Below are 23,073 nucleotides of genomic sequence, written 5' to 3' on the forward strand. Positions count from 1 at the left end.
ATCTGACCTCAGGCAAATCTGCAGTTATTGCGATGCTCCAACGGGTTTCAACAAGTCGCATCTGAAAGTGGGCTGACTTTCCGTGTCTCGAACTCCAATGATTTGAGTCACTTATTTTGAATCAGACTCTCAGGATGACGGAAGAATGTGGGGAGCAGTGTCCCAGGAACGAGGCTATTGCGCCAGAAACCGCCCCGACGCGATCCGCTTCAGCTTCGCGACCGGCCTGTTGTAGACATAGGTCCAGGCCTCGCTGACGGTCCCGTCACCGAGCGTCACCGGCAGCAGCCGGCGCAGGTATTGCGGCGAGGCGATGTCCGGACCGCAGCCTTCGTAGTCGTCGAGGGTGACGAGTGAGGTATCAGGCGCGTGCAGCCGGACCAGTTCGCCGAACACGACGTCGGCTGGATCATCCGACAGCACCAGCCCGGGATAATGCTTCACCAGATAGAGCCGGCCCTGGCAGCGCGCGGGCCCGATAAATTCGGCGCTGCGCGACAGCAGCTTCGCCATCGGATGATCGAAGCCGCGCATCAAGGTGCCATAGACGAAGAGGTGGTCCTGCATCAGATCTCGCGCTCGTCATTGCCGGACTTGATCCGGCAATCCATCTTTCAAAATGATGGATGCCCGGGTCAAGCCCGGGCATGACGAGGAAATGCTTAATCCGCCGCTACGCCGGCACCACCTCGTCGCTGATGACGACGAACTTCACCAGATCCATCCGCCCGAAGCTCGTGGTCAGCGCGACGTCGGCGGCGTCGCGGCCGATGGCCATCAGGATACGGCCAATGCGCGGGTGGTTGTGGCGGGCGTCGAACGTGTACCACTGGCCGGAGAGATAGACCTGGAACCAGCCGGAGAAATCCATCGGCGCGGGATCGCGGGGCACGCCGATGTCGCCCATGTAACCGGTGCAATAGCGCGCCGGGATGTTCATGCAGCGGCAGAACGTCAGCGCCAGATGCGCGAAATCGCGGCACACCCCGGCGCCCTGCTCGTAGACGTCGTGCGCGGATTTCATGTGATGGGCGTGCTGGTAGCCGAAGATGACGTGATGGTGCACGAAATCGGTGATCGCGACGGCGCGTTCCCAGCCCGGCCTGGTGTTGCCGAACAGCGACCACGCGATGTCGGTCAGCTTGTCGGTCTCGCAGTAGCGGCTCGGCATCAGGTACAGCAGCAGTTCGTCCGGCAATTGATCGACCGGAACCTGCTGCGCGGCGGGGTTGACGACGTCGGGCAATCCGGAATCGCGAACCAGCGCGCTGCCGCGGAAGGTCACGCCGCCGGCCGGCGCGGTCAGCCGGCCGCAGACATTGCCAAAACTGTCGCGATAGAATCCGATCGGCACGCTGGATCCGGCGTCGGGCAGGTTCGGCTCGGCCACGACGGTCTCGGTGCCGACGATATCGGCAAAGCGCGAGGGGTGAATGTTGAGCATGGTCGCCATCGGCGTCGGATTGACCGCGTAATAGCCGATCTCGAATCCTACCTTGATCTCCATGTTACGCCCTCGCCTTCTCGCCGGCCGAAACCATATTGATGCTGACGTCCATGCCGACGAACGCGGGGCAGCCCAGACAGGCGCCCTGCCGATGCCGCTTGCGATAGCTGAAAGCCTCGCGGATGCCGCGAGTCATGCCACTCGGGATATTGAATGTCGGTATCGGCGTCGGCGCTGGCGTCATCGTCGAAGCAATCATATCGTGACTTTGTGCATTCAAATCTATACCGATCCCTGCTTATTCCTAGGTCGGCATGCTGCTTCGCTAGGCAACAATCAGAGGAATGGTTTTGGAAAGCGCCGCGGACACATCATTACTCCTGGGGGCCGCAGATGTTCCGCCGGTCAGGGAAGAAAACACCGCGGGCCGCTCGCCTTTTCTGCTGACCTGCGATCACTATGGACGATTGATCCCGCAGGCGTTGGGCGATCTCGGCCTGCTCGCAAGCGAGCTCACGCGGCACATCGCCTGGGATATCGGAATCGCCGGCGTCGCCGGGCAGCTGTCAAGACAGCTGGGCGCACATCTGATCGCACAGCGCTATTCGCGGCTGGTGATCGACTGTAACCGGCCGCCCTGCGCCGCGAGTTCGATTCCGGTCCTCAGCGAAGCCACCACTGTGCCCGGCAACGAAGGGCTGACGCGCGAAGCGGCGGAGGCGCGGCGCCAGGCGATTTTCGAGCCGTATCACCGCCGCATCGCTGAGGTCATCGACCGGCGTTTACGCGAGGGCCTGCCGACCGTGCTGGTGTCGCTGCACAGTTTTACGCCGGTCTATGCCGGCATCGCGCGTCCCTGGCACATCGGCACGCTCTATCATCGCGATACGCGCTTGCCGCCGCTGCTGTTGCAGCTATTCCGCGCGGAGGCCGATCTCGTGGTCGGCGACAACGAACCCTATGCGGTGAGCGACCAGACCGATTATACCATTCCGGTGCATGGCGAAGCGCGCGGCCTGATGAACTCAGGCATCGAAATCCGCCAGGACCTGATCGCAGACCAGGCCGGCGAGAGGCAATGGGCGGACCGGCTGGCGCGGATTTTTGCCGAGGTCGAGGCGACGCTGATCAGGCCGAGGGCGTCGCATCTGTAGCCCGCGTAAAAGGCATCGTGCCCCGGACGCAGCGCAGCGCGTAGCTCTTCGCGAAGCGGTGCGCTGCAGAGCCGGGGCCGTAACGAGCACCGGCGCCTGGTACGGTCCCGGCTCTGCGGAGCGGCATGAAGAATGCCGCACGGCGTCCGGGACACCAGACCGAGCTACCTCGCCCTTGTCAGCGCCAGCCAGATGCCGCCGCCGATCATGAAGCCGCCGGAGATGCGCGACAGCAGCCGCGTGCGCCGCGCGGAGAAAAACAGCCGCGCGCGCCCGGCAAGCAGCGCATAGATCGCGTCGGTCAATCCCGCGATCACCATGAAGGTCACTCCGAGCAACGTCACCTGCGAGACGTGATCCCGGTCCATGTCCATGAACTGCGGAATGAACGCGCCGAAGAACACCAGCACCTTCGGGTTGGCGAGCAGCACCAAAAACCCCTGCAGGAAAAATCCGCCGCGCGGCGGCGGCGGCGGTGCGTCGGCATCGACGCCCTCGACCGGGGAGCGGACTAATTTGATTCCGAGCCAGACCAGATAGGCGGCGCCTGCAAAGCGCACCCAGTCGAACCAGTAGCCCATGGTGGCCATCAGCGAGGTCAAGCCGACCGCGACGATGCCGATCACGATCGCAAGCCCCGCCTGGACGCCCGCCATATTGATCAGCGCCGCGCGGGTGCCATGGCGCAGTCCGTTCGCGATGACCAGCGTGACCACGGGTCCAGGCAGCAGCGCCAGCGCGATGCAGGCGGCGACGAAGGCGAGATAGAGCTGCAGGGACATGGGATATTCCATCGGCGTCATGGCCGGGTCGGCCATCCACGTCTTATCTGGTATCGACGTTGGAAAAAAGATTTGGATGCCCGGGACCATCCCGGGCATGACGGCGAACCCGGTCTACGACCGGAGTCTCCGGAAAAAGGGAATTACTCAATGAATAGCCAGAGACTTTCGACATTTTCGGCCGGCTACTCCGTAAGCGTCCATTTCTCGCACACTTTTCCTGCGGTCTGTAAACACGATCTGTTCTCGCTTTCGATTTGCAAATGAGGAGAGCGAGATGGCTGACGAGAACGGAACGTGGAGACGTCAAGACGAGTCATTTTGGCGGGCGCACCGGCGTTCGGCAACTGGAGATCGAAGTTCCGGGCCGAACCGAAGCCTCCTGAGCGCAAGCTGCTCTACCGGCGTCGAAGCCTAAGTCACAGTCTTAGCCACACCTTAAGTCACACCCTTAGTCTCAGCCCAAGTCATGTGACTTATCCCTCCTGGCGGCCGGAAGGCCCGATTGTTCCTCGGCCGCGTGAGGGGCATCGGCGGCGCTTCAGTGAAGCCGACAAGCGGCGGATTGTCGAAGAGGCGGCACGACCCGGCGCCAGCGTCTCAGAAGTGGCGCGCCGCTATGGCATCGATCGCCGGGTTCTGTGCCGATGGAAGCAGGAGCTGAGCCCGCCGGCATTTGTAGCCGTCGAGATCACCGATGCGGCCCTGAGCGTCGAGAGGCCCGCGTCATGACGACCATGCTCCCACCAAACGTAAAGGTGCACCTGGCCCTGGGCTTCATCGACATGCGAAGGCCTCGATGGCCTTGCCATGTTGGTGCAGGGCGTGCTGCAGCAGGATCCGTTCACCGGCCACCTGTTCGTGTTTCGGGGCCGAACCCGGGCCAACCTGATCAAGATCATCTATTGGGACGGCACCGGATTCTGCCTGTTCACAAAGCGGCTCGAGCACGGCGTCTTTCTCTGGCCGCCGAGCGTCAGATCGGACGAGACAACGATAGACCGTAGCAGGGGCCCGATCCGCCGGCTGCCGTCTATCTCTACAGCCCCGACCGCAAGGTCGAGCGTCCTCTTGCTCATCTGGCTGCCGCTGGTCGGAGCCATGAAGCTCCGGCTGGAAGCCCAGCTTGCCACATCCCACCCCGCAGCAGCCTTGCTGATGCGGCGCGTTATGCGCTGAACCGCTGGGACGCGCTTTGCCACTTCCTCGAGGATGGACGTATCGAACTTGATACCAACACCGTCGAGCGCGCGATTCGTCCCGTTGCGCTTGGCCGCAAGAATCACCTGTTTGCCGGATCCGACAGGGGCGCCGACCGCTGGGCGACGGTCTGCTCCCTCATCACCACCGCCAAGCTCAACGACGTCGAGCCATTCGCCTATCTCGAAGACGTGCTTGAGCGCACGTCTCACGGGCATCCCATGAGCCGCCTCGACGACCTCTTGCCCTGGAACTGGCGTCCAATAACCACCTTGAACTGACACCACGTGCAAGAAATGGACGCTTACAGAAATCCAGCAAAGACGAAATCATCGGCGGGGGACCACTCAATTTTCCCGTATGCTCGATGGTCGGCAGCGTGCGTCGCCCCCCGGGGTCGTCCGGATCGGAGCGTCGATCTCTTCGTGCAGGATCCGCTCGGCAGCGCCTTCCAGATCGTCATATTGGCCGCTCTTGAGCGACCACATGAAGGCGGCGAGACCGGTGAGGCCGAGGCCGAGGGCGATCGGTATCAGGTAGAAATAATCCATCATTCGGCGGCCTCCAGAACCGATGTGGCCGGAAATTCCCGAGCCGTGGCGGAGGGCCGCGCCTTGCTTTTTACGCGCTTGAGACGAAGCGCGTTGGCGACGACCACAATTGACGAACCCGACATCGCGATCGCGGCGATTAACGGCGTTACCTGTCCCATGATCGCGATCGGCACCGCGACGACGTTGTAGGCGATGGCAAAGGCAAAATTCTGCTTGACCAGCCGGCTGGCGTTTCGCGCGACGGAGATTGCTTGAGGCACCGCGGACAAGCTCTCGCGCAGGAACACTAGATCGGCGGCGCACCGTCCGACGTCCGCCGCCGAGGCCGGCGCCATCGATGCATGCGCGGCCGCCAACGCCGGCGTGTCGTTCAAGCCGTCGCCGACCATCAGCACCTTTCGCCCCGGGGCTTCAAGCGCGGCGATGCGCGCGGTCTTCTCCCCGGGCAGCACGGCCGCGAGATAGGGAACGCCGAGCTCCGCTGCAATCGGCCGTACCGCGGTCTCGCGGTCGCCGGAAATGATCTCGACCCGAAAGCCGCCGTCCTTCAGTTCGGCAACCGCCGTTGCCGCATCCGCTCGCAGCCGGTCCTCGAAACGAAAATCGGCAAGACGGCTTCCGTCTTTTGAAAGCACGACGGACTCGTCACCCGACATCCGCTCAACGTCGGCCACGTTCGCGAGCGCCCACTCCGGGCGGCCGAGCCTATAGACGATCGTTCCCGCACGCGCTTCAAGTCCGTATCCGGGATGCTCGGAGATTTCGTCGAACGCGGCCGGAGATGCAGGAAGACCGGCGACGGCTTCGACCAGCGCCTGCGAATAGGGATGGCGGGAATGGCAGGCCAGCGCAGCGGCGACTGCGACTGGCTCATCGTCGGTTACACGCCAGTCGATCAGGCGCGGCACACCAACTGCGCCGTTACGCGCTGATGGGTGTTTCGCAAGGCGCTCCGATCGCAATCGCTCATGCGGCGCGATACCCCGAACGTGTGTCAAAGCTGGTGCTGTATGGCGCCTATGCGAAAGGGCGCAACAAGCGCTCGGAAGGACACGAGCGTGAGACGGCGCAGACTCTTCTCTCGATTATGCGTCAAGGTTGGGGTGACGAAAGATCACCGTACATGCGCGCTTTCAGTTCACTTTACCTGCCCGGCGGCACGCGAGAGCAGGTTGGATGGTTCGCCGAATTGCAGCGCATAGCGACCTCGCCAGAAAACGCCGCCAAGCTTCGGGTCGCTTGTGATGATATCGATGTGACGGACCTGCTGGACAAAGTTAAATGCCCAGCACTGGTGCTCCACGCGCGAAACGACGGGGTCGTGCCGTTCGATCAAGGACGACAACTTGCGGCATCACTTCCGCTCGGGCGATTCATGGCGCTCGACTCGGACAACCACATTCTTCTTGACCACGAACCAGCCTGGATGCAATTTGTCACGAACATCAACAACTTTCTCAAGACACCTGCCGAGTCGAGCTGAACAGCGTTCGATGCCCCGCCATGAGCGACATCGGCGGATCGTTACCATACATAGCCGCGATGAGTTGAACTGGCATCGCCGCATGTGACCTGGCTGATCGCTCTTCGCGCTAACGACGAACGTGTAGCAGGGTTAGGCTCTCCGGCGAGCGCCATGTGATCCCCCCACTCGGCCCGTATCAAATCTGAAGACCGACAGGCGAAATATCCGCTTTGGGTCAAAAGCTGACGTCGTTTGAGCATCACAGCGAGTCCGTTGTACCCTCGAAAGCGGACATCATGCGCGCTATCAGATTTTCAACAGCGTGCGCCAACAGCTAATGGGAGAATTCTTGCTAATCCGACAAGCGTTCCGCGCCTCATCGTCGTACCGTATCATCTGATAAGCAATGCCCCTCAGGGCGATATCCCTGAAATACGGAATTCAGCGGCACTGCAAGCTAGGGACTGCGGCTTTGCCGTTCGAAGTAGCTTGATTGACTGCGTCGCACACGACGCAGTGCTGATCGCGCCAGTCTCCCGCTCTCGTCTCTGGAAAACGGGAATATTCGCGGTGTTTGCCAGAGACTTTTACCGATTTCGCTCACAGATTGTGTAAGTTGGGAGCACAGAGACAGAAATAAAATTTGCAAAAGCCCGCATTTGGCGGGCATTTCTCGCGTTTTTGCTACGCTACTTTGGATTGAGTGACCGCCTGGCTGGGGCGGGAGGATTCGAACCTCCGCATGGGGGAATCAAAATCCCCTGCCTTACCACTTGGCGACGCCCCAATTGACCTGTCCGGAAAGCGGCGGGACGATAGCCGCGTGGATTCCCTCTGGCAACGCCGGTCTATAGGGAGAGACGGGCCATTTCAACGGTCCGCAGGCCGCGCGTTGGCCGAGGCGGAACCAGGCCTTTCCCCTGATTTTGCCATGCATTTCCACGGCGGCCGGTGCCGCCCGCGCCGAAAACTCCACATCGCCAATGCCGAACCGGCTGGCCGCGAGAGTTGAGAGCCGCGCGGTTTCGTGGGAATACGGCATCTGCGGCCCCGATCCTTTTCAAGCGAGACCAAGATCATGACCTACCGCGCGCCGATCAACGACATGCTGCTGGCTCTCAATCACGGCGCCGGCCTGCAGGCGGCCGTGAACGCCGGCCATTACGGCGACTTCGACAGCGACCTCACCGCGGCAGTGCTGGAAGAAGCAGGCCGGTTTGCGACCGACGTGCTGGCGCCGCTCAATCGCATCGGCGATGAAGCCGGCATCAAGCTCGACAACGATAGCGTGACGACCGCGCCGGGCTGGCCTGATGCCTATCGGCGCTGGACCGCGGCCGGATGGAATGCGGTGTCGGGACCGGAAGCATTTGGCGGCCAGGGCCTGCCGCTGGCGATCAACGCCGCCTGCACGGAAATCTGGAGCGCCTCGAATATCGCGTTCGGGCTCTGCCCGCTGCTGACGCTGAGCGCCATTGAAGCCCTTGACGCGCACGGCAGCGAAAGCTTGAAAAAAATCTATCTTGAGAAGATGGTATCGGGCGAATGGACCGGCACCATGCAAGTGACCGAGCCGCATGCCGGCTCCGACGTTGGCGCGCTGCGCAGCCGCGCCGAACGCGCCGCCGACGGCAGCTATCGCATTACCGGCACGAAGATCTTCATCACTTACGGCGATCACGACATGACCGACAATATCGTGCATTTCGTGCTCGCGCGATTGCCCGATGCGCCTCCCGGCACCAAGGGCATCTCGCTGTTTCTGATTCCGAAATTCCTCGTCAACGCCGATGGTTCGCTCGGCGCGCGCAACGACATCTATCCGAGCGGCGTCGAGCATAAGCTCGGCATGCACGCCTCGCCGACCTGCACCATGACCATGGGCGACAAGGGCGGCGCCATCGGCTACCTGATCGGCGAGGAAAATCGCGGCATGCTCTGCATGTTCACGATGATGAACCAGGCCCGGCTCGCCGTCGGGCTCGAAGGCGTCGGCATCGCCGATCGCGCCTATCAGCAGGCGCTGGCCTATGCGCAGCAACGCCGCCAGGGCCGCGCCATCGCCGCCACCGGCGGCGGCATGGACGCCATCATCGCGCACCCCGACATCAAACGGATGCTGATGCAGATGCGCGCGCTCACCGCCGCCGCCCGCACCATCTGCTACGCCACCGCGGTCGCGCTCGACGTGTCGGTGCGCGCCACCGATGCGAAAGCGCGTAGCGAGGCAGCCGCGCGCGGCGCATTGCTGACGCCGATCGCAAAAGCCTTCTCCACCGATATCGGCAATGAAGTGACTTCGCTGGGCATTCAGATCCACGGCGGCATGGGCTATATCGAGGAAACCGGCGCCGCGCAGCACTATCGCGATGCCCGCCTCACCTCGATCTATGAAGGCACCAACGGCATCCAGTCGATCGATCTGGTGATGCGCAAACTCGCCGCGAACGGCGGCGCGTCGGCATGGGCGCTGCTCGATGAGTTGTCCGACATCGTCAAGCGGGTCGAGGCTTCGAACGATCCCGCCTTCGGCACCGCGGGCGCAAAACTGCGCGACGCGGTGGGCTCGCTGGAGCGCGCCAGCCGATGGTTGCTCGAGCGCATCGCCTCGGCGCCGAACGACGCGCTCGCCGGAGCAACCCCCTATCTGCGGCTGTTCGGATCGACGCTCGGCGGATGTAAGCTTGCCGAGGAAGCGCTCGCGGCGCGGACGCTTGGCGAGGGCCATGGCGATCCGCAGCGCTACGCCACGCTGGCGCGGTTTTTTGCCGAGAACATTTCGGTGCACGCGGGATCGCTGGAGCGCACGGTGATGGACGGCGCCGATGCGGTCACCGGCGCGGACGCGGTGCTGCTGGCGTGACCTGATGCGTTAGCTTCCGCCGGCGCGAGGAGCGCAGGACCGTAGGGTGGGCAAAGGCGCGCCTTTGCCACCGATTGCCGTCGCCTCACATCGACATCGCCGGTTATCGGCCCTCGCCGGGACGACAGAAAATATTCTGCGTAACCTAAAAATTCCTATTGATGGTATTCCTACAATGGAGTATATATTACTAATGCTGTGCGATGAAGGGCCGCTTTCTAGAGGCGATCCTTCAGCGGACAGCGCAAAAGCTGGCCGGACCGGGGGCCCCCGGAACGGCTGACGGGCCTTGTGGCCGGTGGAGCGCCGGGAGGCGCTGCGCCTAGCCTTGGGCGCGCGCGGTGCCTTGCCGCGCGAGGTGGGTACGTTAATCCCGCCTCTAAGGGTGCCCGTTGGTGCCCTGGCGCCTCCCGCCGCTCCACCCCCTCGCTTGGGTTCGCGAGGGACTGGCAAACCTCGGACGCATTGCGCCGCGAGAATAAGAAGTCGTGGCTGTTTGAAATTTGAACGAGGAACGCGATCAGGTGTCCCGGGCGCGATGCGGCATTCTTCATGCCGCTTCGCAGAACCGGGACCCTGGTTTCTTCGGGTTGCAAGTAACCGGGACCCCGGCTCTGCAGCGCACCGCTCCGCGAAGTGCTACGCGCTGCGCTGCGTCCGGGGCACGCACCCTACCTCAGCGGCTTCAGCCCGGACTCGATTTCGGCGCGGCGCGGCTCCAGCAACGGCGGCAGCGCCAGTTTCTCGCCGAGCGTTTCCATCGGCTCGTCGGTAGCAAAACCCGGGCCGTCGGTGGCGATCTCGAACAGGATGCCGTTCGGCTCGCGAAAATACAGGCTGCGGAAATAAAACCGGTCGATGGCGCCGCTGTTGGGCACGCCGAGTTCGTTGAGCCGCCCCGCCCACGCTTCGTACTGCGCGTCATCAGGCGTCCGAAACGCGACGTGATGCACGCCGCCGGCGCCCTGCCGGGCGGCCGGTGCATCCTTCTGTTCGACGACATGTAATTCCGCGGCCGGTCCACCCTCGCCCATCGCAAAGACATGGATGCGTGCGCGGGCATGCGGCGTGGCATAATCGCGCACCTTCCACATGTTCATCGCGCCGGTCAGCACCTTTTCCAGGCGCGCCCGATCATGGACAGTGAGCACGATCGGGCCGAGGCCGCGAATCTGATGTTCGGCCGGCACCGTGCTTTTCTGCCATGGCGATGCCGGACTCGAGCCGCCATCGTCGACCAGCACCAGCCGCTGGCCCTCGCTATCCTCGAACGGCAGCGTCAGGCGGCCATCGACTTCCGTGACGTCGCCGGTATGACCGCCCGCCTTGCGCAGACGATCTCTCCAGTAACCCAGGCTTTTCTCGCCCGAAACCCGCAAGCCCGTGCGCGAAATACTGTTGACGCCGCGGCGCTCGGGTGCAGCGGGAAAATCGAAGAAGGTCAGGTCGGTTCCGGGATTGGCCTTTCCGTCGGCATAAAACAGATGATAGGCGCTGACATCGTCCTGATTGACGGTCTTCTTCACCAGCCGCATGCCGAGCATACCGGTATAAAAGGCCAGATTGTCGCGGGGTTTTGCGGAAATCGCGGTCAGATGGTGAATTCCGGTCAATTGCATCGCATTATCCTTTAGGTCACTTGCCGTGGAAAATCGGCATGACCACTTTGGCCTTGTTGCGGATCATGTAGGATGCAACCTGAAGACTCGCCAGCCGAACCATTGCCGCCTGTTTCGAGGAAATGATCATGACCGGGCACCTCATAGTCTCCGACGAAGATGCAACGCGCGTGATCACGCTGCGGCGGCCCGAAAAGAAGAACGCCATCACGCAAGAGATGTATCGCGCCATGAGCGAGGCGATCGACACCGCGCAAAACAACCCGGATATCCGCTGCCTCATCATCACCGGCGGCTCCGGCGTGTTCACGGCCGGTAACGATCTCGAGGACTTTCTGAAGGACGGCACCTCCAACACCGACACGCCGCGCGCATCGAACGCCACCAAGCTGCTTTATTCGCTGGCGCACAATGTGAAGCCGATCATCGCTGCGGTCGACGGCATCGCGATCGGCATCGGCACCACCATGCTGTTCCATTGCGACTATGTGCTGGCCAGCAAGACGGCGACATTCTCGACGCCGTTCATTCATCTCGGCCTGGTGCCGGAAGGCGCTTCCAGCCTGCTAATGCCGCGCACCATGGGACACCAGCGCGCCTTCGCCGCATTAGTGATGGGCCGTACCGTCAATGCTGACGATGCGCGCGAGGCCGGCTTCGTCAACACCGTCGTGGCGCCCGGCCATACCGAGGCCGAGGCGCGCAAGGTGGCGCGCGAAATCTGCGCCTTGCCGGCTGAAGCGGTCGCGATCTCGCGAAAACTCCTGAAACTGCCGCCCGAGGATTTGACCCGCAGGATCGATCAGGAGAGCCATTTGTTCGGCGAACGAATGCGCTCCAAGGAAGCGGTCGCCGCCTTCAAGGCGTTCTTCGCGCGCAAAAAGGCGTAACGTTGAAGTTCGCGTTCGCCGCTGTGCTGATATGTCTGGCGTCGAGCGCCGCCGCGGAAACCGCAGCTTCGGTCGAGCTGCGAATTCTCGCGATCAACGATTTTCACGGCAACCTGCGGCCGCCGCCGGGCGGCATCAGGATTTCCGACCCCGACGACAAGACCAGGAAGGTCACCGTGCCGGCGGGCGGCGCCGAGCACATGGCAACCCTGGTCCGGCAACTGCGCGCCGGAGCCAAGAACACCATCTTCGTCGCGGCGGGCGACCTGATCGGCGCCAGCCCGTTTCTGTCCGCGATGTTTCACGATGAGCCGACCATCGAATCGCTGTCGATGATGGGACTCGAGGTCGCCGCCGTCGGCAACCACGAATTCGACGAGGGCAAGGATGAACTGCTGCGGATGCAGAACGGCGGTTGTCATCCCATTGATAAATGCCAGGGGCCGCATCCGTTTGCCGGGGCCAAATTTCGCTATCTCGCCGCCTCCACCATCGAAAACAGCACCGGCAAGACCGTATTTCCGGCCTACGAGATCAAGCAGTTCGACGGCATTCCCGTGGCCTTTATCGGCCTGACGCTGAAAGGCACGCCCAACCTCGTCTCGCCGCCCGGCGTCGCCGGGCTGGAGTTCAGGGACGAAGCCGAGACGGTGAACGCGCAGGCAGCCGAACTGCAGGCGCGCGGCGTCGAGGCCATCGTCGTGCTGATTCACGAAGGCGGCTTTCCGGCCGGCGATTACAATGAGTGTCCGGGCATTTCCGGGCCCATTGTCGAACTCGTCAGGAAGTTCGACAAGGCCGTCGACGTGGTGGTCAGCGGTCACACCCATCAGGCCTATATTTGCGGGATCGACGGGCGGCTCGTCACGTCCGGCGACAAATACGGCACCATCGTCACGGCGATCGACCTCAAGCTCGATCCGGTGACGCGCGACGTCGTCAGCGCCAGGGCCGACAATGTCATCGTCCGCGCCGCGGCCAAAGACCCCGAGCAGACCAGGCTCATCGACGAATACGACAAGCTGGCGGGACCGATCGCCAATCGCATCGCCGGCTCGGTCACCGCTTCGCTCTCGCGCTTGCCCAATGATGCCGGCGAGAGCGTGCTCGGCGACCTCATCGCCGACGCGCAGCTGGATGCGACCCGCGCGGATGATAACGGCGGGGCGGCCATCGCATTCACCAATCCCGGCGGTATCAGGAACGACATATCCGGGGGGCCGGGCGGCGCAGTCAGTTATGCCGAGGTGTTCGCGAGCCAGCCGTTCCGCAACCAGCTGGTGACGCTGACGCTCACAGGTGCGCAGCTCAAGAACATGCTCGAGCAGCAATGGCTCGATCCCGCACGCCCGCGAATTCTGCAGGTCTCCAAGGGATTCAGCTATGCCTGGGATAATGCAAAGCCGTTCGGCCAGCGCGTGATCGCCGATCGCATGTCGCTGAATGGCCGGCGCATCGATCCCGCGGCGGCCTATCGTGTCACCGTCAACAATTTCCTGTTCGTCGGCGGCGACGGCTTTACCGTGTTGAAGGACGGCGCCGCGCCGCGCTTCGGGATCTACGATGTCGACGCCCTGCATGCCTATTTCCAGGCGAACAGTCCTATCTCTCCGGGCACACCCGATCGCATTGCCCGCGCGAATTGACCTTAAGGCCCACCCGTGCTTTCAACGGCCGTCCTTTCGGAACACGCGGCAAACCATTAGGTTATTTGCTCTTTCGTAACAGCGCATTCGCGCCGGATTCCTTGCATGACCACGCTTTTGCTGACGCATCGGGCGAGCCTCGATCACTTGACCCCGCCGGGGCATCCCGAACGGCCCGACCGGATTCGCGCGGTTGATCAAGTCTTGAGTGAAAGTCGTTTCGACAAGCTCGTTCGGCAGGAGGCTCCCGAAGGCACGCTCGACCAGGTGACGCTGTGTCACGACGAGCATTACGTCGAAGAACTCCGCCGAATCGCGCCAGACAAGGGCCTCATCTATCTCGACGGCGACACCTCGATGTCGCCGGGGACGTGGGAAACGGTGATGCGTACCGTCGGCGGCGCGGTTGCAGCCACCGATGCCGTGATGTCGGGCGCGGCTGACAATGCCTTTCTCGCAATGCGTCCGCCCGGCCACCACGCCGAAACCAGCAAGCCGATGGGCTTTTGTTTTTTCGACCATGCCGCGATCGCGGCGCGCCACGCCCAGCGCAAATACGGCATCGCCCGCGCCGCCGTGGTGGATTTCGACGTGCATCATGGCAACGGCACCCAGGATATTTTCTGGGCGGATCCGACCATGATGTACTGCTCCACCCACCAGATGCCGCTGTTTCCAGGCACCGGCGCCAGCGGCGAGCGCGGCGAGCACGACACTATCGTCAACGCCCCCTTGGCGCCGAACGATGGCGCAGCCAAATTCCGCGCCGCCTTTGAGAACGTCATCCTGCCGCAACTGACGAAATTCGCCCCGGAGCTGATCGTCATCTCCGCCGGCTTCGACGCCCATCGCCGCGATCCGCTGGCGAACATCAATCTCGATGCGGAAGATTTCGGCTGGGTGACGCGCAAGCTGATGGATGCCGCCGCCTCAAGCGCGGGCGGTCGCGTGGTGTCGGTGCTCGAAGGCGGCTACGATCTGCAAGGCCTGAAAGAGTCGGTCGCGGCCCACGTCACCGCATTGATGGGCGCGTGAATTCCCGCCACAATGCGCCCGCAAAAATATCTTTGAGTGGCGCCGCTAAGGGTGCATCCGGGACACGCAATATGGCCGAAAACACCGCTGTGGACGTGAAGACGCTGAGTTTCGAGCGCGCCATCGAAGAGCTGGAGTCGATCGTCAAACGTCTTGAGGACGGCAAGGTGCCGCTGGAAGAATCGGTGACGATTTACGAGCGCGGCGAAGCGCTCAAGCGCCATTGCGAGGAATTGCTGCGGCAGGCCGAGGCGCGGGTCGACAAGATCACCACCGATGCCGACGGCCGGGTGACCGGCACCGAGCCGCTCGACGTACAATGAGGGAATGCAGGTAATTGTAGCCCGGGTGAAGCGCAGCCAACCCGGGACCGCTATCCCGGATTTCGCGGAGTTTATCTCGGGCGCGCATGCGCGACCCGTTGGCTCCATCCGGGCTACAGGCCGGCTGGCCATCCCGAATTAGCTCTTGGCGCGTTCCACGGCCTGCTATAGTCCGCTGGTCAGTCCGGGGAAGTAGCGTGCGCGTTCAGCACCGCCATATCATCTATGTGCAGGGATACGATCCGCGCGGCCTCGCGCAGTATTACCGCATGTTTCGAACCGAACTGCGGAAGTTCGGCAGGTTGTACCCGCTCGCCGCAACCATCACCCGGCCGCAGAGCGCGCCTGACGGCGAGACCGCGTCCTGGACCATCGAGACCAAAGGCGAGGACTGGGAGACCCGCACGCACTACGATTTCCTCCGAACCGAAGACTTCATCCAGAACGACCTCGCCTGGCCGATCTGGCGCACGGTTTTCCATGCGGTGGTCATCTACTGGCGCCTGGTGTTCGGCGGCACGATCGCCCGATTCTGGAAGGCGAACTGGCGGTTTGCCACGTTTATCACCTATCCGCACTTCCTGTTGTTCATCGAAGCGCTGGGCTCGCTTGGTGTCGCCTTTGCATTCGGATGGGGGCTGGAGGCGTTGGGCATTCCCCCCTTTCTCAGCATCGCCGCATCCGCGGCGCTGTTCGTCGCGGTGCTCGGCACGGCGCTGAAATATACCGAAAACCTGACCTATCTGCTTTATCTGCTGTCCGACACGATCTGGACCTGGGAATTCTCCCATCGCCAGCGGCCGGAATGGGACCAGCGTATCGACCGCTTCGCGCAGCATCTCGTCAACGTCGCTAAGACCAGCGACGCCGAGGAGATCGTGATCGTCGGCCACAGTTCGGGATCGTTTCTGGGCGTAGAGATGCTCGCGCGCGCGTTAAAACTCGATCCCGAGCTCGGACGGCACGGCCCGCGCATCGTGCTGCTGACCATCGGCGGCAACTTCCCGATCGTCGGCTTTCATGCCGCCTCGCGCGATTTCCGCGACCATCTGCGCCAACTAGCGGTCGAGCCCTCGGTCGACTGGATCGACTGTCAGTCGCGCAAGGACGTGATGAATTTCTATCCGTTCGATCCGGTAGCCGGCCACGGCATCGATGTCGGCGCCGCCAGGCGCAATCCCACCATCGTCCCGGTCCGGTTCCGCGAAATCATCAAACCCGAGCACTACAACCGCTTTCGCTGGAAGTTCTTTCGGGTCCATTTTCAGTTCGTGATGGCCAACGAACGCCCCCACGCCTACGATTTTTTCATGATCGTTTGCGGTCCGGTTCCTTTGAAGGAACGTATGGCTAACCAGCAGGCCGCGCTGGACATTGCCGCTGGCGATGCCGGGGCGCGTGAAATGGCCTGGAACCGGCTCGAAAACACTCCAAATGACAGCCCAACGGCCCCCCAGACCGGCAGAATGGAACCGACTGCCGCCCGGGGTGGTTAAAAAAGGGTCGTACCGCCCGCTCGCCGGGCTAGCACCGACGCCTCACCGGTTGGCTTTGGGGGCTGCTTTGGTGTAAAGGGTTAGGGATGTGGGCTGACGACGGAGCTCTTTCGCCGATTGTTTCGACGGCGGTAAGCGCTTCAATTAACTATCGAAAACGCTTCTTGCCGGATGGCGCCGCGACAAGTGATATGTGTCACCATTATCAATCGGAGCGCACTCTAGGCTTCAACATCAAAGTCTCCTTGCTCAGGAGGCTATCGGGCAACCCGGCTTCGCTGCGCTGACAAGCGCGCCGTCTCCCCTTCGAGCGCCCGTCCCGACATAAAAAATTGGAATATCGCCGTGACCGAATTTAGTAAAACGCCGCTTCTCGACACCATCCGGACGCCGGAAGATCTGCGCCGGCTCAAGGTGGACCAGGTCCGGCAAGTCGCCGACGAACTCCGCCAGGAAACCATCGATGCCGTCTCCGTCACCGGCGGGCATTTCGGCGCCGGCCTCGGCGTCGTCGAATTGACCACCGCACTGCATTACATCTTCGATACGCCGCGCGACCGGCTGATCTGGGACGTCGGCCACCAGGCCTACCCGCACAAGATCCTCACAGCCCGCCGCGACCGCATCCGTACCCTGCGCACCGGGGGTGGACTGTCCGGTTTCACCAAGCGCACCGAGAGCGACTACGACCCGTTCGGCGCCGCCCACTCCTCGACCTCGATCTCCGCCGCGCTGGGCATGGCGGTGGCGCGCGACCTTTCCGGCGGAAAGAACAACGTCATCGCCGTGATCGGCGACGGCGCGATGTCCGCCGGCATGGCCTATGAGGCCATGAACAACGCCGGCGCGATGAATTCCCGACTGATCGTCATTCTCAACGACAATGACATGTCGATCGCGCCGCCGGTCGGCGCGATGTCGGCGTACCTGTCGCGGCTCTACTCCGGCAAGACCTACCGCTCGCTGCGCGAGGCCGGCAAGCAGCTCGGCAAGCATCTGCCCAAGCTGATCGCGGACCGCGCCGGCCGCGTCGAGGAATACTCCCGTGGCTTCATGGTCGGCGGCGGCACGCTGTTCGAGGAACTCGGCTTCTATTACGTCGGCCCGATCGATGGCCACAATCTGGACCATCTGCTGCCGGTGTTGAAGAACGTCCGCGACATGGAGACCGGGCCGATCCTGGTCCATGTCGTCACGCAAAAGGGCAAAGGCTACGGTCCCGCCGAAGCCGCCGCCGACAAGTTTCACGCCGTGGTCAAGTTCGACGTCGCCACCGGTGCGCAGTCGAAATCCAAGCCCAACGCGCCTTCCTATCAGAACGTGTTCGGTGCAGCGCTCGTCAAGGAAGCGCAGAAGGACGACAAGATCATCGGCATCACCGCGGCGATGCCGTCGGGCACCGGGATCGATATTTTCGCAAAGTCCTTTCCCGAGCGCACCTTCGACGTCGGCATCGCCGAACAGCACGCGGTGACCTTCGCCGCGGGTCTTGCGACCGAAGGTTTCAAGCCGTTCTGCGCCATCTATTCGACCTTCCTGCAGCGCGGCTACGACCAGATCGTCCACGACGTGGCGATCCAGGGCCTGCCGGTGCGCTTCGCTATCGACCGCGCCGGCCTGGTCGGCGCCGACGGCGCCACCCACGCCGGATCGTTCGACAACGCCTATCTCGGCTGCCTGCCCGGCTTCGTCATCATGGCAGCGTCGGATGAGGCTGAACTGGTGCACATGGTGGCGACGCAGGTCGCGATCAACGACCGCCCCAGCGCGCTGCGCTATCCCCGCGGCGAAGGCCGCGGCGTCGAGATGCCGGAATTCGGCGTTCCCCTTGAGATCGGCAAGGGCCGCATCATCCGAGAGGGCAACAAGGTGGCGCTGTTGTCGTTCGGCACCCGTCTTGGCGAATGCGAGAAGGCCGCCGATGAACTGGCCGCGCACGGTCTTTCCACCACCATCGCCGACGCCCGCTTCATGAAGCCGCTCGATCTGGATCTGGTGCTCAAGCTGGCGCGCGAGCACGACATCCTGATCACCATCGAGGAAGGCGCGATCGGCGGCTTCGGATCGCATGTGATGCAGACGCTGGCCGAGCACGGCATGCTGGACAACGGCCTGCGGGTGCGATCGATGGTGCTGCCCGACGTGTTCCTCGACCACGACTCGCCGAACGCGATGTACGCCCGCGCCGGCCTCGATGCCAAGGGGATCGTCAAAAAAGTGTTCGAAACCTTGGGTAAGGATTTCAAGGCCGAAACCGTAAAGCTGGCCTGAGGCATCGCGGACTGCGATTGCGTCCGTCGTTGCGAAGAGCACTGGCGACGAAGCAATCCAGTGTTTGACTGACCGGCTGGATGCTCGCGGAGCCTGTCATCGGGCGCATTCGCGCGACCTGTTGGCGCCGACCGTCGGCTCGCAATGACGACGAAACATGACGAAGATTTATCTCGCCGGCCCCGATGTATTCCTGCCGAAGCCGCTCGAGATGAGCCGGCAAAGGAAAGATATTTGCACGCAATACGGCCTTACCGGGTTATTTCCGCTGGACAACGAGGTCGACCTCAAGGCCAAGGACGCCTCGCTAAAAATCTTCCACAGCAACGAGACCCTGATGAAAGAGGCGGATGCCATCATCGCCAATTTGACGCCGTTTCGCGGGCCAAGCGCGGATGCCGGAACGGTCTATGAACTGGGATACATGGCGGGCCGCGGAAAACTCTGTCTCGGATATTCCAACGATCCTTCGCTCTACGCCGAACGGGTTGCAAGATCCATTGACGTAAGGAACAACGGCCACCACCTGATCGACGCCTCCGATCTAACCGTTGAAAATTTCGGCCTTGCCGACAACCTGATGATCGTTCAGGGGCTCGAGCTGTATGGCTGTCCGCTGATCGTTCCGCGAACGGCGCCTGCGGACATCTGGCACGATCTCACCTCGTTCGAGGCATGCGTGCGTTTGGCTGCGGCGCGGCTGACCCCTCCTGCATCGGGTTGATCTTGTCAAAATCCCCCCTTCGCAAGCGCGCCGACCTGCTGCTGTTCGAGCGCGGCCTGTTCGAAAGCCGCGCCCGCGCGCAGGCCGCGATCGACGCGGGCCTCGTCACCGCCGATGACAAGCCGGTCCTGAAATCCTCCGAGGCCATTGCGGTCGATGCAATGCTGCAGGCGCAACCGGCGCACCCCTTCGTGTCGCGCGGCGGCGTCAAGCTGTCGGGCGCGCTGGAGCAGTATCCGATCGAAATCGAGAACCACGTCTGCCTCGACGTCGGCGCATCCACCGGCGGTTTTACCGAGGTGCTGCTCGCCAATGGGGCCAGCCTGGTATTTGCCATCGATGTCGGGCATGGCCAGTTGCATCCTTCACTGCACGGACACCCGAAAATCGTCTCGATGGAGCAAACCGATATTCGCCAGTTCGAGGGCAAGCGGCTGCCGATGCGGCCGGATGTCGTCGTCATCGATGTCAGCTTCATTTCGTTGAAGGCCGTGCTGCCGGTGGCGCTGTCGCTGGCGGCGGCGCCGATGCATCTGCTGGCGCTGATCAAGCCGCAATTCGAGGCGCCGCGAAAACGTTCCAAAGGCGGCATCATCCGCAACGCGATGGTTCATCAGCAGATCTGCGACGATATCGCGGCGTTCGCGGCTTCGCTCGGATGCGCCGACATCCAGGTGTTTCCGTCCTCGATCAAAGGCGGTGATGGCAACATCGAATTCTTCCTCGGCGCACGCCGTGGCTGAACGCCTTGTCATCGATCATGTCGGCCATCGCGGCGATGGTGTTGCCTTCTCGGGTGGGCACACCGTGTTCGTGCCATACACGCTGTCAGGCGAAACCGTGCAAGCCGGTCCCGCCGATCATCCCGATCGCAGGCTTCTGCTGCGCCTGGAAAACGCCAGCCCGGAGCGAATCGCGCCGTTCTGCCGGTATTTCGGCGCGTGCGGCGGCTGCGCCATCCAGCACTGGCGGGCGGACGCTTATCAGGGGTGGAAACGCCAGATCGTGTTCGATACGCTCGCCCACGCGCGGATCGAGTGCCCGGTCGATGACCTGATCGATGCCCAGGGCGCCGGACGCCGCCGCATCACCGGGCATGCGCGCCGCAGCGGTGACGGCGAATTGCGCGTCGGTTTCGCCGCCGCCGGCAGCCACGCCATCGTCGCCATCGACGATTGCCCGATCCTCGATCCTGATTTGCATGGCGCGCTTGATGCCGCGCGTGCGCTGGCCGAGATCCTGAAGCCCACGACAAAGCCGCTGGATATCCAGGTTACCGCAACCCTCGGCGGGCTCGATGTCGATGTGCGCGGTTCGGGGCCGCTGCCGCCTGCCCTGATCGCCACATTGTCACGCGTCGCCGAACAGCATCGGCTGGCGCGGCTGACGCGCCACGGCGAACTGGTGCTGATGCGGACGCCGCCGGTCGTGAGCATCGGCACCGCGCAGGTAACGCTGCCGCCGGGCGCGTTCCTGCAGGCGACGGCCGCGGGCGAGGAAGCGCTGGGCGCATTGGTGCTCAAACACTGCAAGGGCGCAAAACACATCGCCGACCTGTTTTGCGGGGTCGGGCCGTTCGCGTTGCGGCTCGCAGCGCGCGCCCGCGTCGCGGCTTTCGATAGCGACGCGGGCGCCGTGGCGGCACTGCAGAAAGCGGCCATGGCGACCTCGGGACTGAAGCCGGTCAAGGCCGAGGTGCGCGACCTGTTCCGGCGTCCGCTGCTGCCGCGGGAGTTGCGCGATCTCGACGCCGCGGTGTTCGACCCGCCGCGGCAGGGCGCGCAGGCCCAGGTTCAGCAACTCGCGGCCAGCAAAATACCCGTCATTGTCGCGGTATCATGCAACGCCGCAACGTTTGCACGCGACGCCCGCATCCTGATCGATGGCGGCTACCGCATCGAGAGCCTGACGCCGGTCGATCAGTTCCGCCACACGCCGCACGTGGAGTTGGTAGCGCGATTTGTTAGGGGCCGGTGAACCTGCCCTCATTCGTGATGACAAATCCTGAGAGACCAACACGCGGGAGGCCTTCATGGAAGTCGACAACGATCGCCTGAGTTCATTCATGGGCAAGATGCTGGGAGATTTCGGCGCCGCCGCCAACGCGGCGCTGATCAAGGTCGGCGACCGCCTCGGCCTCTACAAGGTGCTCGCCGCTGAGGGACCGATGACCTCGCAGCAGCTTGCGGCCGCGAGCGGCACTTCCGAACGCTGCGTGCGCGAGTGGCTGTCGGCGCAGGCAGCCAGCGGCTACGTCGAATACGAGCCGGTATCCGGCAAGTTCTCGATGCTCCCCGAGCAGGCGATGGTGTTCGCCGACGAGGACAGCCCCTATTTCATGGGCGCGGTCGGCGACATGATGTCGGCCTTCCTGCTGGACGAGCCGAAAATCTCGGACGCGTTCAGGACCGGCAGGGGCGTCAACTGGAATGATCGCGCCGAATGCCTGTTCTGCGGTACCGCGCGCTTCTTCCGCACCACCTACAAGCACCAGCTGGTGCAGGAGTGGCTGCCGGCGCTCGACGGCGTCGTCGACAAGCTGACGCGCGGAGCCAAGGTCGCGGATATCGGCTGTGGCCACGGCATCTCCACGATTCTGATGGCCAAGGCGTTTCCCGATTCGCGGTTCTTCGGTTTCGACGCCCATCCGGGATCGATCGACACGGCGCGCGGGTCGGCGATGCGCGAAGGCCTGAGCGAGCGGGTATCGTTCGCGGTCGCAACCGCGAAAACGGTGCCTGCCCACGGCTACGATCTCGTCTGCTTCTTCGACTGCCTGCACGACATGGGCGATCCGGTCGGGGCGCTCCGGCACGTAAGCGAGACCATGGCCGGCGACGGCACCTGCATGCTGGTCGAGCCGTTCGCCGACGACCTGCTCGAAAACAACTTCACGCCGGTGGGACGCCTGTTCTATGCAGCATCGACCATGGTCTGCACCCCGGCCTCGATGGCGCAGGAGGTTGGCCTTGCGCTCGGCGCGCAGGCCGGCGAAGCACGCCTGCGCGAGGTGGCCGGGCAAGGCGGTTTTTCGCGATTCCGCCGCGCCACGGAGACGCCGTTCAATCTGGTGCTGGAGGCGAGGAAGTAACCGTATCGTGTCCCGGACGCGATGCGGCATTCTTCATGCCGCTTCGCAGAGCCGGGACCGTTACGAACGCCGCCGCTCTGTTATGGGCCCCGGCTCTGCAGCGCACCACGCCGCAAAGGGCGGCGCGCTGCGCTGCGTCCGGGGCACATTGCAGCCTGACCTACCTTCCCCAGCGGTCCTGCCAGATTTTCTCGCCGATCATGCAATTCACCCGCGGCGCTTTCTCGGCGACCGGGATGACGCGGCGCTCCGGCGTGCGGCCGGCGACTTCGAGCACCAGCTTGGTACGAATCGCTTCCTTGAATTTTTCGCGGTCCTTGATCGTCACAACAAAGGCGCCCGGCCCGCCGATCACGCAGTCCTCGTAATAGAAATCCAGATTGTCGATATCCATGGTCGAATAGGATGGCTCCTTGACCATGATCGGCAGGCCGTTGATGGTGACGCCCTTCTCGACCGCGGCGTCGCGCGCGCCGATGACGGGCGCGCCGTTGTTGTTGGGGCCGTCACCGG

23 protein-coding genes, 1 tRNA gene and 2 pseudogenes are annotated in these 23,073 nt (G+C 63.2%); 16 read left to right on the forward strand and 10 right to left on the reverse strand.

The features are described 5' to 3' along the window. Positions 1-174: 174 nt before the first annotated feature. From VGP39_RS17505 to VGP39_RS17515, 3 genes are all read right to left on the reverse strand, one after another. On the reverse strand, positions 175-570 hold the full coding sequence (locus VGP39_RS17505) for a gamma-glutamylcyclotransferase family protein (protein WP_327569382.1): 396 nt from the start codon (positions 568-570) through the stop codon (positions 175-177). 103 nt (positions 571-673) lie between these two features. Beyond that, a complete protein-coding gene (locus tag VGP39_RS17510; RefSeq protein WP_327569362.1) occupies positions 674-1,507 on the reverse strand; it encodes a transglutaminase family protein in 834 nt (277 codons plus the stop codon). Position 1,508: 1 nt separating this feature from the next. Continuing rightward, positions 1,509-1,643: a hypothetical protein gene (locus tag VGP39_RS17515; protein ID WP_327569363.1), complete on the reverse strand. Its 135-nt coding sequence runs from the start codon at positions 1,641-1,643 to the stop codon at positions 1,509-1,511. Positions 1,644-1,791: 148 nt separating this feature from the next. On the opposite strand from VGP39_RS17515, the gene VGP39_RS17520 reads away from it, so the two are divergent. Beyond that, positions 1,792-2,601: an N-formylglutamate amidohydrolase gene (locus VGP39_RS17520; RefSeq protein WP_327569364.1), complete on the forward strand. Its 810-nt coding sequence runs from the start codon at positions 1,792-1,794 to the stop codon at positions 2,599-2,601. A gap of 164 nt (positions 2,602-2,765) precedes the next feature. Here VGP39_RS17520 and VGP39_RS17525 read toward each other — a convergent pair whose 3' ends face one another. Continuing rightward, complete coding sequence (locus VGP39_RS17525) at positions 2,766-3,383, reverse strand: LysE family translocator (protein ID WP_327569383.1); 618 nt, start codon at positions 3,381-3,383, stop codon at positions 2,766-2,768. A 471-nt stretch (positions 3,384-3,854) separates the two neighbouring features. On the opposite strand from VGP39_RS17525, the gene VGP39_RS28185 reads away from it, so the two are divergent. The 3 genes and pseudogenes from VGP39_RS28185 to VGP39_RS17535 all read left to right on the forward strand — a co-directional run. Next, a complete protein-coding gene (locus tag VGP39_RS28185; protein WP_414644707.1) occupies positions 3,855-4,115 on the forward strand; it encodes a transposase in 261 nt (86 codons plus the stop codon). A gap of 78 nt (positions 4,116-4,193) precedes the next feature. Continuing rightward, positions 4,194-4,325: pseudogene (gene tnpB / locus VGP39_RS28070) on the forward strand (IS66 family insertion sequence element accessory protein TnpB); the annotation flags it as partial. A gap of 65 nt (positions 4,326-4,390) precedes the next feature. After that, positions 4,391-4,864 (forward strand): annotated as a pseudogene (locus tag VGP39_RS17535) (IS66 family transposase); the annotation flags it as partial. A 66-nt stretch (positions 4,865-4,930) separates the two neighbouring features. Here VGP39_RS17535 and ccoS read toward each other — a convergent pair. Both ccoS and VGP39_RS17545 read right to left on the reverse strand, forming a co-directional pair. Then, on the reverse strand, positions 4,931-5,137 hold the full coding sequence (gene ccoS, locus VGP39_RS17540) for a cbb3-type cytochrome oxidase assembly protein CcoS (protein WP_327569365.1): 207 nt from the start codon (positions 5,135-5,137) through the stop codon (positions 4,931-4,933). Next, positions 5,134-6,045: an HAD-IC family P-type ATPase gene (locus VGP39_RS17545; RefSeq protein ID WP_327569366.1), complete on the reverse strand. Its 912-nt coding sequence runs from the start codon at positions 6,043-6,045 to the stop codon at positions 5,134-5,136. Before VGP39_RS17545 ends, ccoS begins: the two co-directional genes overlap by 4 nt. Before the next feature lie 23 nt (positions 6,046-6,068). Between VGP39_RS17545 and VGP39_RS17550 the strand changes: the two genes are divergently transcribed. Then, a complete protein-coding gene (locus VGP39_RS17550) occupies positions 6,069-6,620 on the forward strand; it encodes an alpha/beta hydrolase (protein ID WP_327569367.1) in 552 nt (183 codons plus the stop codon). 694 nt (positions 6,621-7,314) lie between these two features. Here the strand turns inward: VGP39_RS17550 and VGP39_RS17555 are convergent. Then, positions 7,315-7,389: transfer RNA gene (locus VGP39_RS17555), tRNA-Gln, on the reverse strand. Continuing rightward, entirely contained in the window at positions 7,369-7,644 is a 276-nt protein-coding gene (locus tag VGP39_RS17560; protein WP_327569368.1) for a hypothetical protein, read from the reverse strand. The genes VGP39_RS17555 and VGP39_RS17560 overlap by 21 nt, the downstream gene beginning before the upstream one ends. A 36-nt stretch (positions 7,645-7,680) precedes the next feature. On the opposite strand from VGP39_RS17560, the gene VGP39_RS17565 reads away from it, so the two are divergent. After that, positions 7,681-9,465: an acyl-CoA dehydrogenase gene (locus tag VGP39_RS17565; protein WP_327569369.1), complete on the forward strand. Its 1,785-nt coding sequence runs from the start codon at positions 7,681-7,683 to the stop codon at positions 9,463-9,465. Between the two features lie 671 nt (positions 9,466-10,136). Here the strand turns inward: VGP39_RS17565 and VGP39_RS17570 are convergent. Next, a complete protein-coding gene (locus VGP39_RS17570; protein WP_327569370.1) occupies positions 10,137-11,084 on the reverse strand; it encodes a ring-cleaving dioxygenase in 948 nt (315 codons plus the stop codon). 128 nt (positions 11,085-11,212) lie between these two features. Here VGP39_RS17570 and VGP39_RS17575 point away from each other — a divergent pair, with 128 nt between their 5' ends. The 10 genes from VGP39_RS17575 (at position 11,213) to VGP39_RS17620 (ending at position 22,560) form a co-directional block, all read left to right on the forward strand. Further along, entirely contained in the window at positions 11,213-11,974 is a 762-nt protein-coding gene (locus VGP39_RS17575) for a crotonase/enoyl-CoA hydratase family protein (protein WP_327569371.1), read from the forward strand. Between the two features lie 2 nt (positions 11,975-11,976). After that, positions 11,977-13,620, forward strand: a complete 1,644-nt coding sequence (locus VGP39_RS17580) for a bifunctional metallophosphatase/5'-nucleotidase (protein ID WP_327569372.1) — start codon at positions 11,977-11,979, stop codon at positions 13,618-13,620. Positions 13,621-13,725: 105 nt separating this feature from the next. Further along, positions 13,726-14,655 carry a histone deacetylase family protein gene (locus tag VGP39_RS17585; RefSeq protein WP_327569373.1) on the forward strand — a complete coding sequence of 310 codons (930 nt, stop codon included), beginning with the start codon at positions 13,726-13,728 and terminating at the stop codon, positions 14,653-14,655. Between the two features lie 71 nt (positions 14,656-14,726). Further along, the gene (locus VGP39_RS17590; protein WP_327569374.1) at positions 14,727-14,978 is read left to right on the forward strand and encodes an exodeoxyribonuclease VII small subunit; all 252 of its coding nucleotides are present in this window, start codon (positions 14,727-14,729) and stop codon (positions 14,976-14,978) included. Positions 14,979-15,175: 197 nt separating this feature from the next. Further along, positions 15,176-16,474: a hypothetical protein gene (locus tag VGP39_RS17595; RefSeq protein WP_327569375.1), complete on the forward strand. Its 1,299-nt coding sequence runs from the start codon at positions 15,176-15,178 to the stop codon at positions 16,472-16,474. Between the two features lie 345 nt (positions 16,475-16,819). Beyond that, the gene (gene dxs / locus VGP39_RS17600) at positions 16,820-18,745 is read left to right on the forward strand and encodes a 1-deoxy-D-xylulose-5-phosphate synthase (protein WP_327569376.1); all 1,926 of its coding nucleotides are present in this window, start codon (positions 16,820-16,822) and stop codon (positions 18,743-18,745) included. 157 nt (positions 18,746-18,902) lie between these two features. Then, complete coding sequence (locus tag VGP39_RS17605; protein ID WP_327569377.1) at positions 18,903-19,469, forward strand: nucleoside 2-deoxyribosyltransferase; 567 nt, start codon at positions 18,903-18,905, stop codon at positions 19,467-19,469. A gap of 2 nt (positions 19,470-19,471) precedes the next feature. Further along, positions 19,472-20,212, forward strand: a complete 741-nt coding sequence (locus tag VGP39_RS17610) for a TlyA family RNA methyltransferase (protein WP_414644706.1) — start codon at positions 19,472-19,474, stop codon at positions 20,210-20,212. Continuing rightward, on the forward strand, positions 20,205-21,446 hold the full coding sequence (locus VGP39_RS17615) for an RNA methyltransferase (RefSeq protein ID WP_327569379.1): 1,242 nt from the start codon (positions 20,205-20,207) through the stop codon (positions 21,444-21,446). Before VGP39_RS17610 ends, VGP39_RS17615 begins: the two co-directional genes overlap by 8 nt. A 55-nt stretch (positions 21,447-21,501) precedes the next feature. Next, the gene (locus tag VGP39_RS17620) at positions 21,502-22,560 is read left to right on the forward strand and encodes a class I SAM-dependent methyltransferase (protein ID WP_327569380.1); all 1,059 of its coding nucleotides are present in this window, start codon (positions 21,502-21,504) and stop codon (positions 22,558-22,560) included. Positions 22,561-22,720: 160 nt separating this feature from the next. Here VGP39_RS17620 and VGP39_RS17625 read toward each other — a convergent pair. Further along, a partial coding sequence (locus tag VGP39_RS17625; protein ID WP_327569381.1) for a DUF1194 domain-containing protein occupies positions 22,721-23,073 on the reverse strand: 353 nt, incomplete at its 5' end.

The organism is Bradyrhizobium sp., from assembly GCF_036009065.1.
Lineage (GTDB): Bacteria > Pseudomonadota > Alphaproteobacteria > Rhizobiales > Xanthobacteraceae > Bradyrhizobium.

Excerpts from the sequence above, each read along its gene's own strand:
- VGP39_RS17510 (WP_327569362.1), bottom strand. The coding sequence starts at position 1,507 with ATGGAGATCAAGGTAGGATTCGAGATCGGCTATTACGCGGTCAATCCG.
- VGP39_RS17515 (WP_327569363.1), bottom strand. The coding sequence starts at position 1,643 with ATGACTCGCGGCATCCGCGAGGCTTTCAGCTATCGCAAGCGGCATCGG.
- VGP39_RS17520 (WP_327569364.1), top strand. The coding sequence starts at position 1,792 with ATGGTTTTGGAAAGCGCCGCGGACACATCATTACTCCTGGGGGCCGCA.
- VGP39_RS17525 (WP_327569383.1), bottom strand. The coding sequence starts at position 3,383 with ATGTCCCTGCAGCTCTATCTCGCCTTCGTCGCCGCCTGCATCGCGCTG.
- ccoS (WP_327569365.1), bottom strand. The coding sequence starts at position 5,137 with ATGATGGATTATTTCTACCTGATACCGATCGCCCTCGGCCTCGGCCTC.
- VGP39_RS17550 (WP_327569367.1), top strand. The coding sequence starts at position 6,069 with ATGGGTGTTTCGCAAGGCGCTCCGATCGCAATCGCTCATGCGGCGCGA.
- VGP39_RS17560 (WP_327569368.1), bottom strand. The coding sequence starts at position 7,644 with ATGCCGTATTCCCACGAAACCGCGCGGCTCTCAACTCTCGCGGCCAGC.
- VGP39_RS17565 (WP_327569369.1), top strand. The coding sequence starts at position 7,681 with ATGACCTACCGCGCGCCGATCAACGACATGCTGCTGGCTCTCAATCAC.
- VGP39_RS17570 (WP_327569370.1), bottom strand. The coding sequence starts at position 11,084 with ATGCAATTGACCGGAATTCACCATCTGACCGCGATTTCCGCAAAACCC.
- VGP39_RS17575 (WP_327569371.1), top strand. The coding sequence starts at position 11,213 with ATGACCGGGCACCTCATAGTCTCCGACGAAGATGCAACGCGCGTGATC.
- VGP39_RS17585 (WP_327569373.1), top strand. The coding sequence starts at position 13,726 with ATGACCACGCTTTTGCTGACGCATCGGGCGAGCCTCGATCACTTGACC.
- VGP39_RS17590 (WP_327569374.1), top strand. The coding sequence starts at position 14,727 with ATGGCCGAAAACACCGCTGTGGACGTGAAGACGCTGAGTTTCGAGCGC.
- VGP39_RS17605 (WP_327569377.1), top strand. The coding sequence starts at position 18,903 with ATGACGAAGATTTATCTCGCCGGCCCCGATGTATTCCTGCCGAAGCCG.
- VGP39_RS17620 (WP_327569380.1), top strand. The coding sequence starts at position 21,502 with ATGGAAGTCGACAACGATCGCCTGAGTTCATTCATGGGCAAGATGCTG.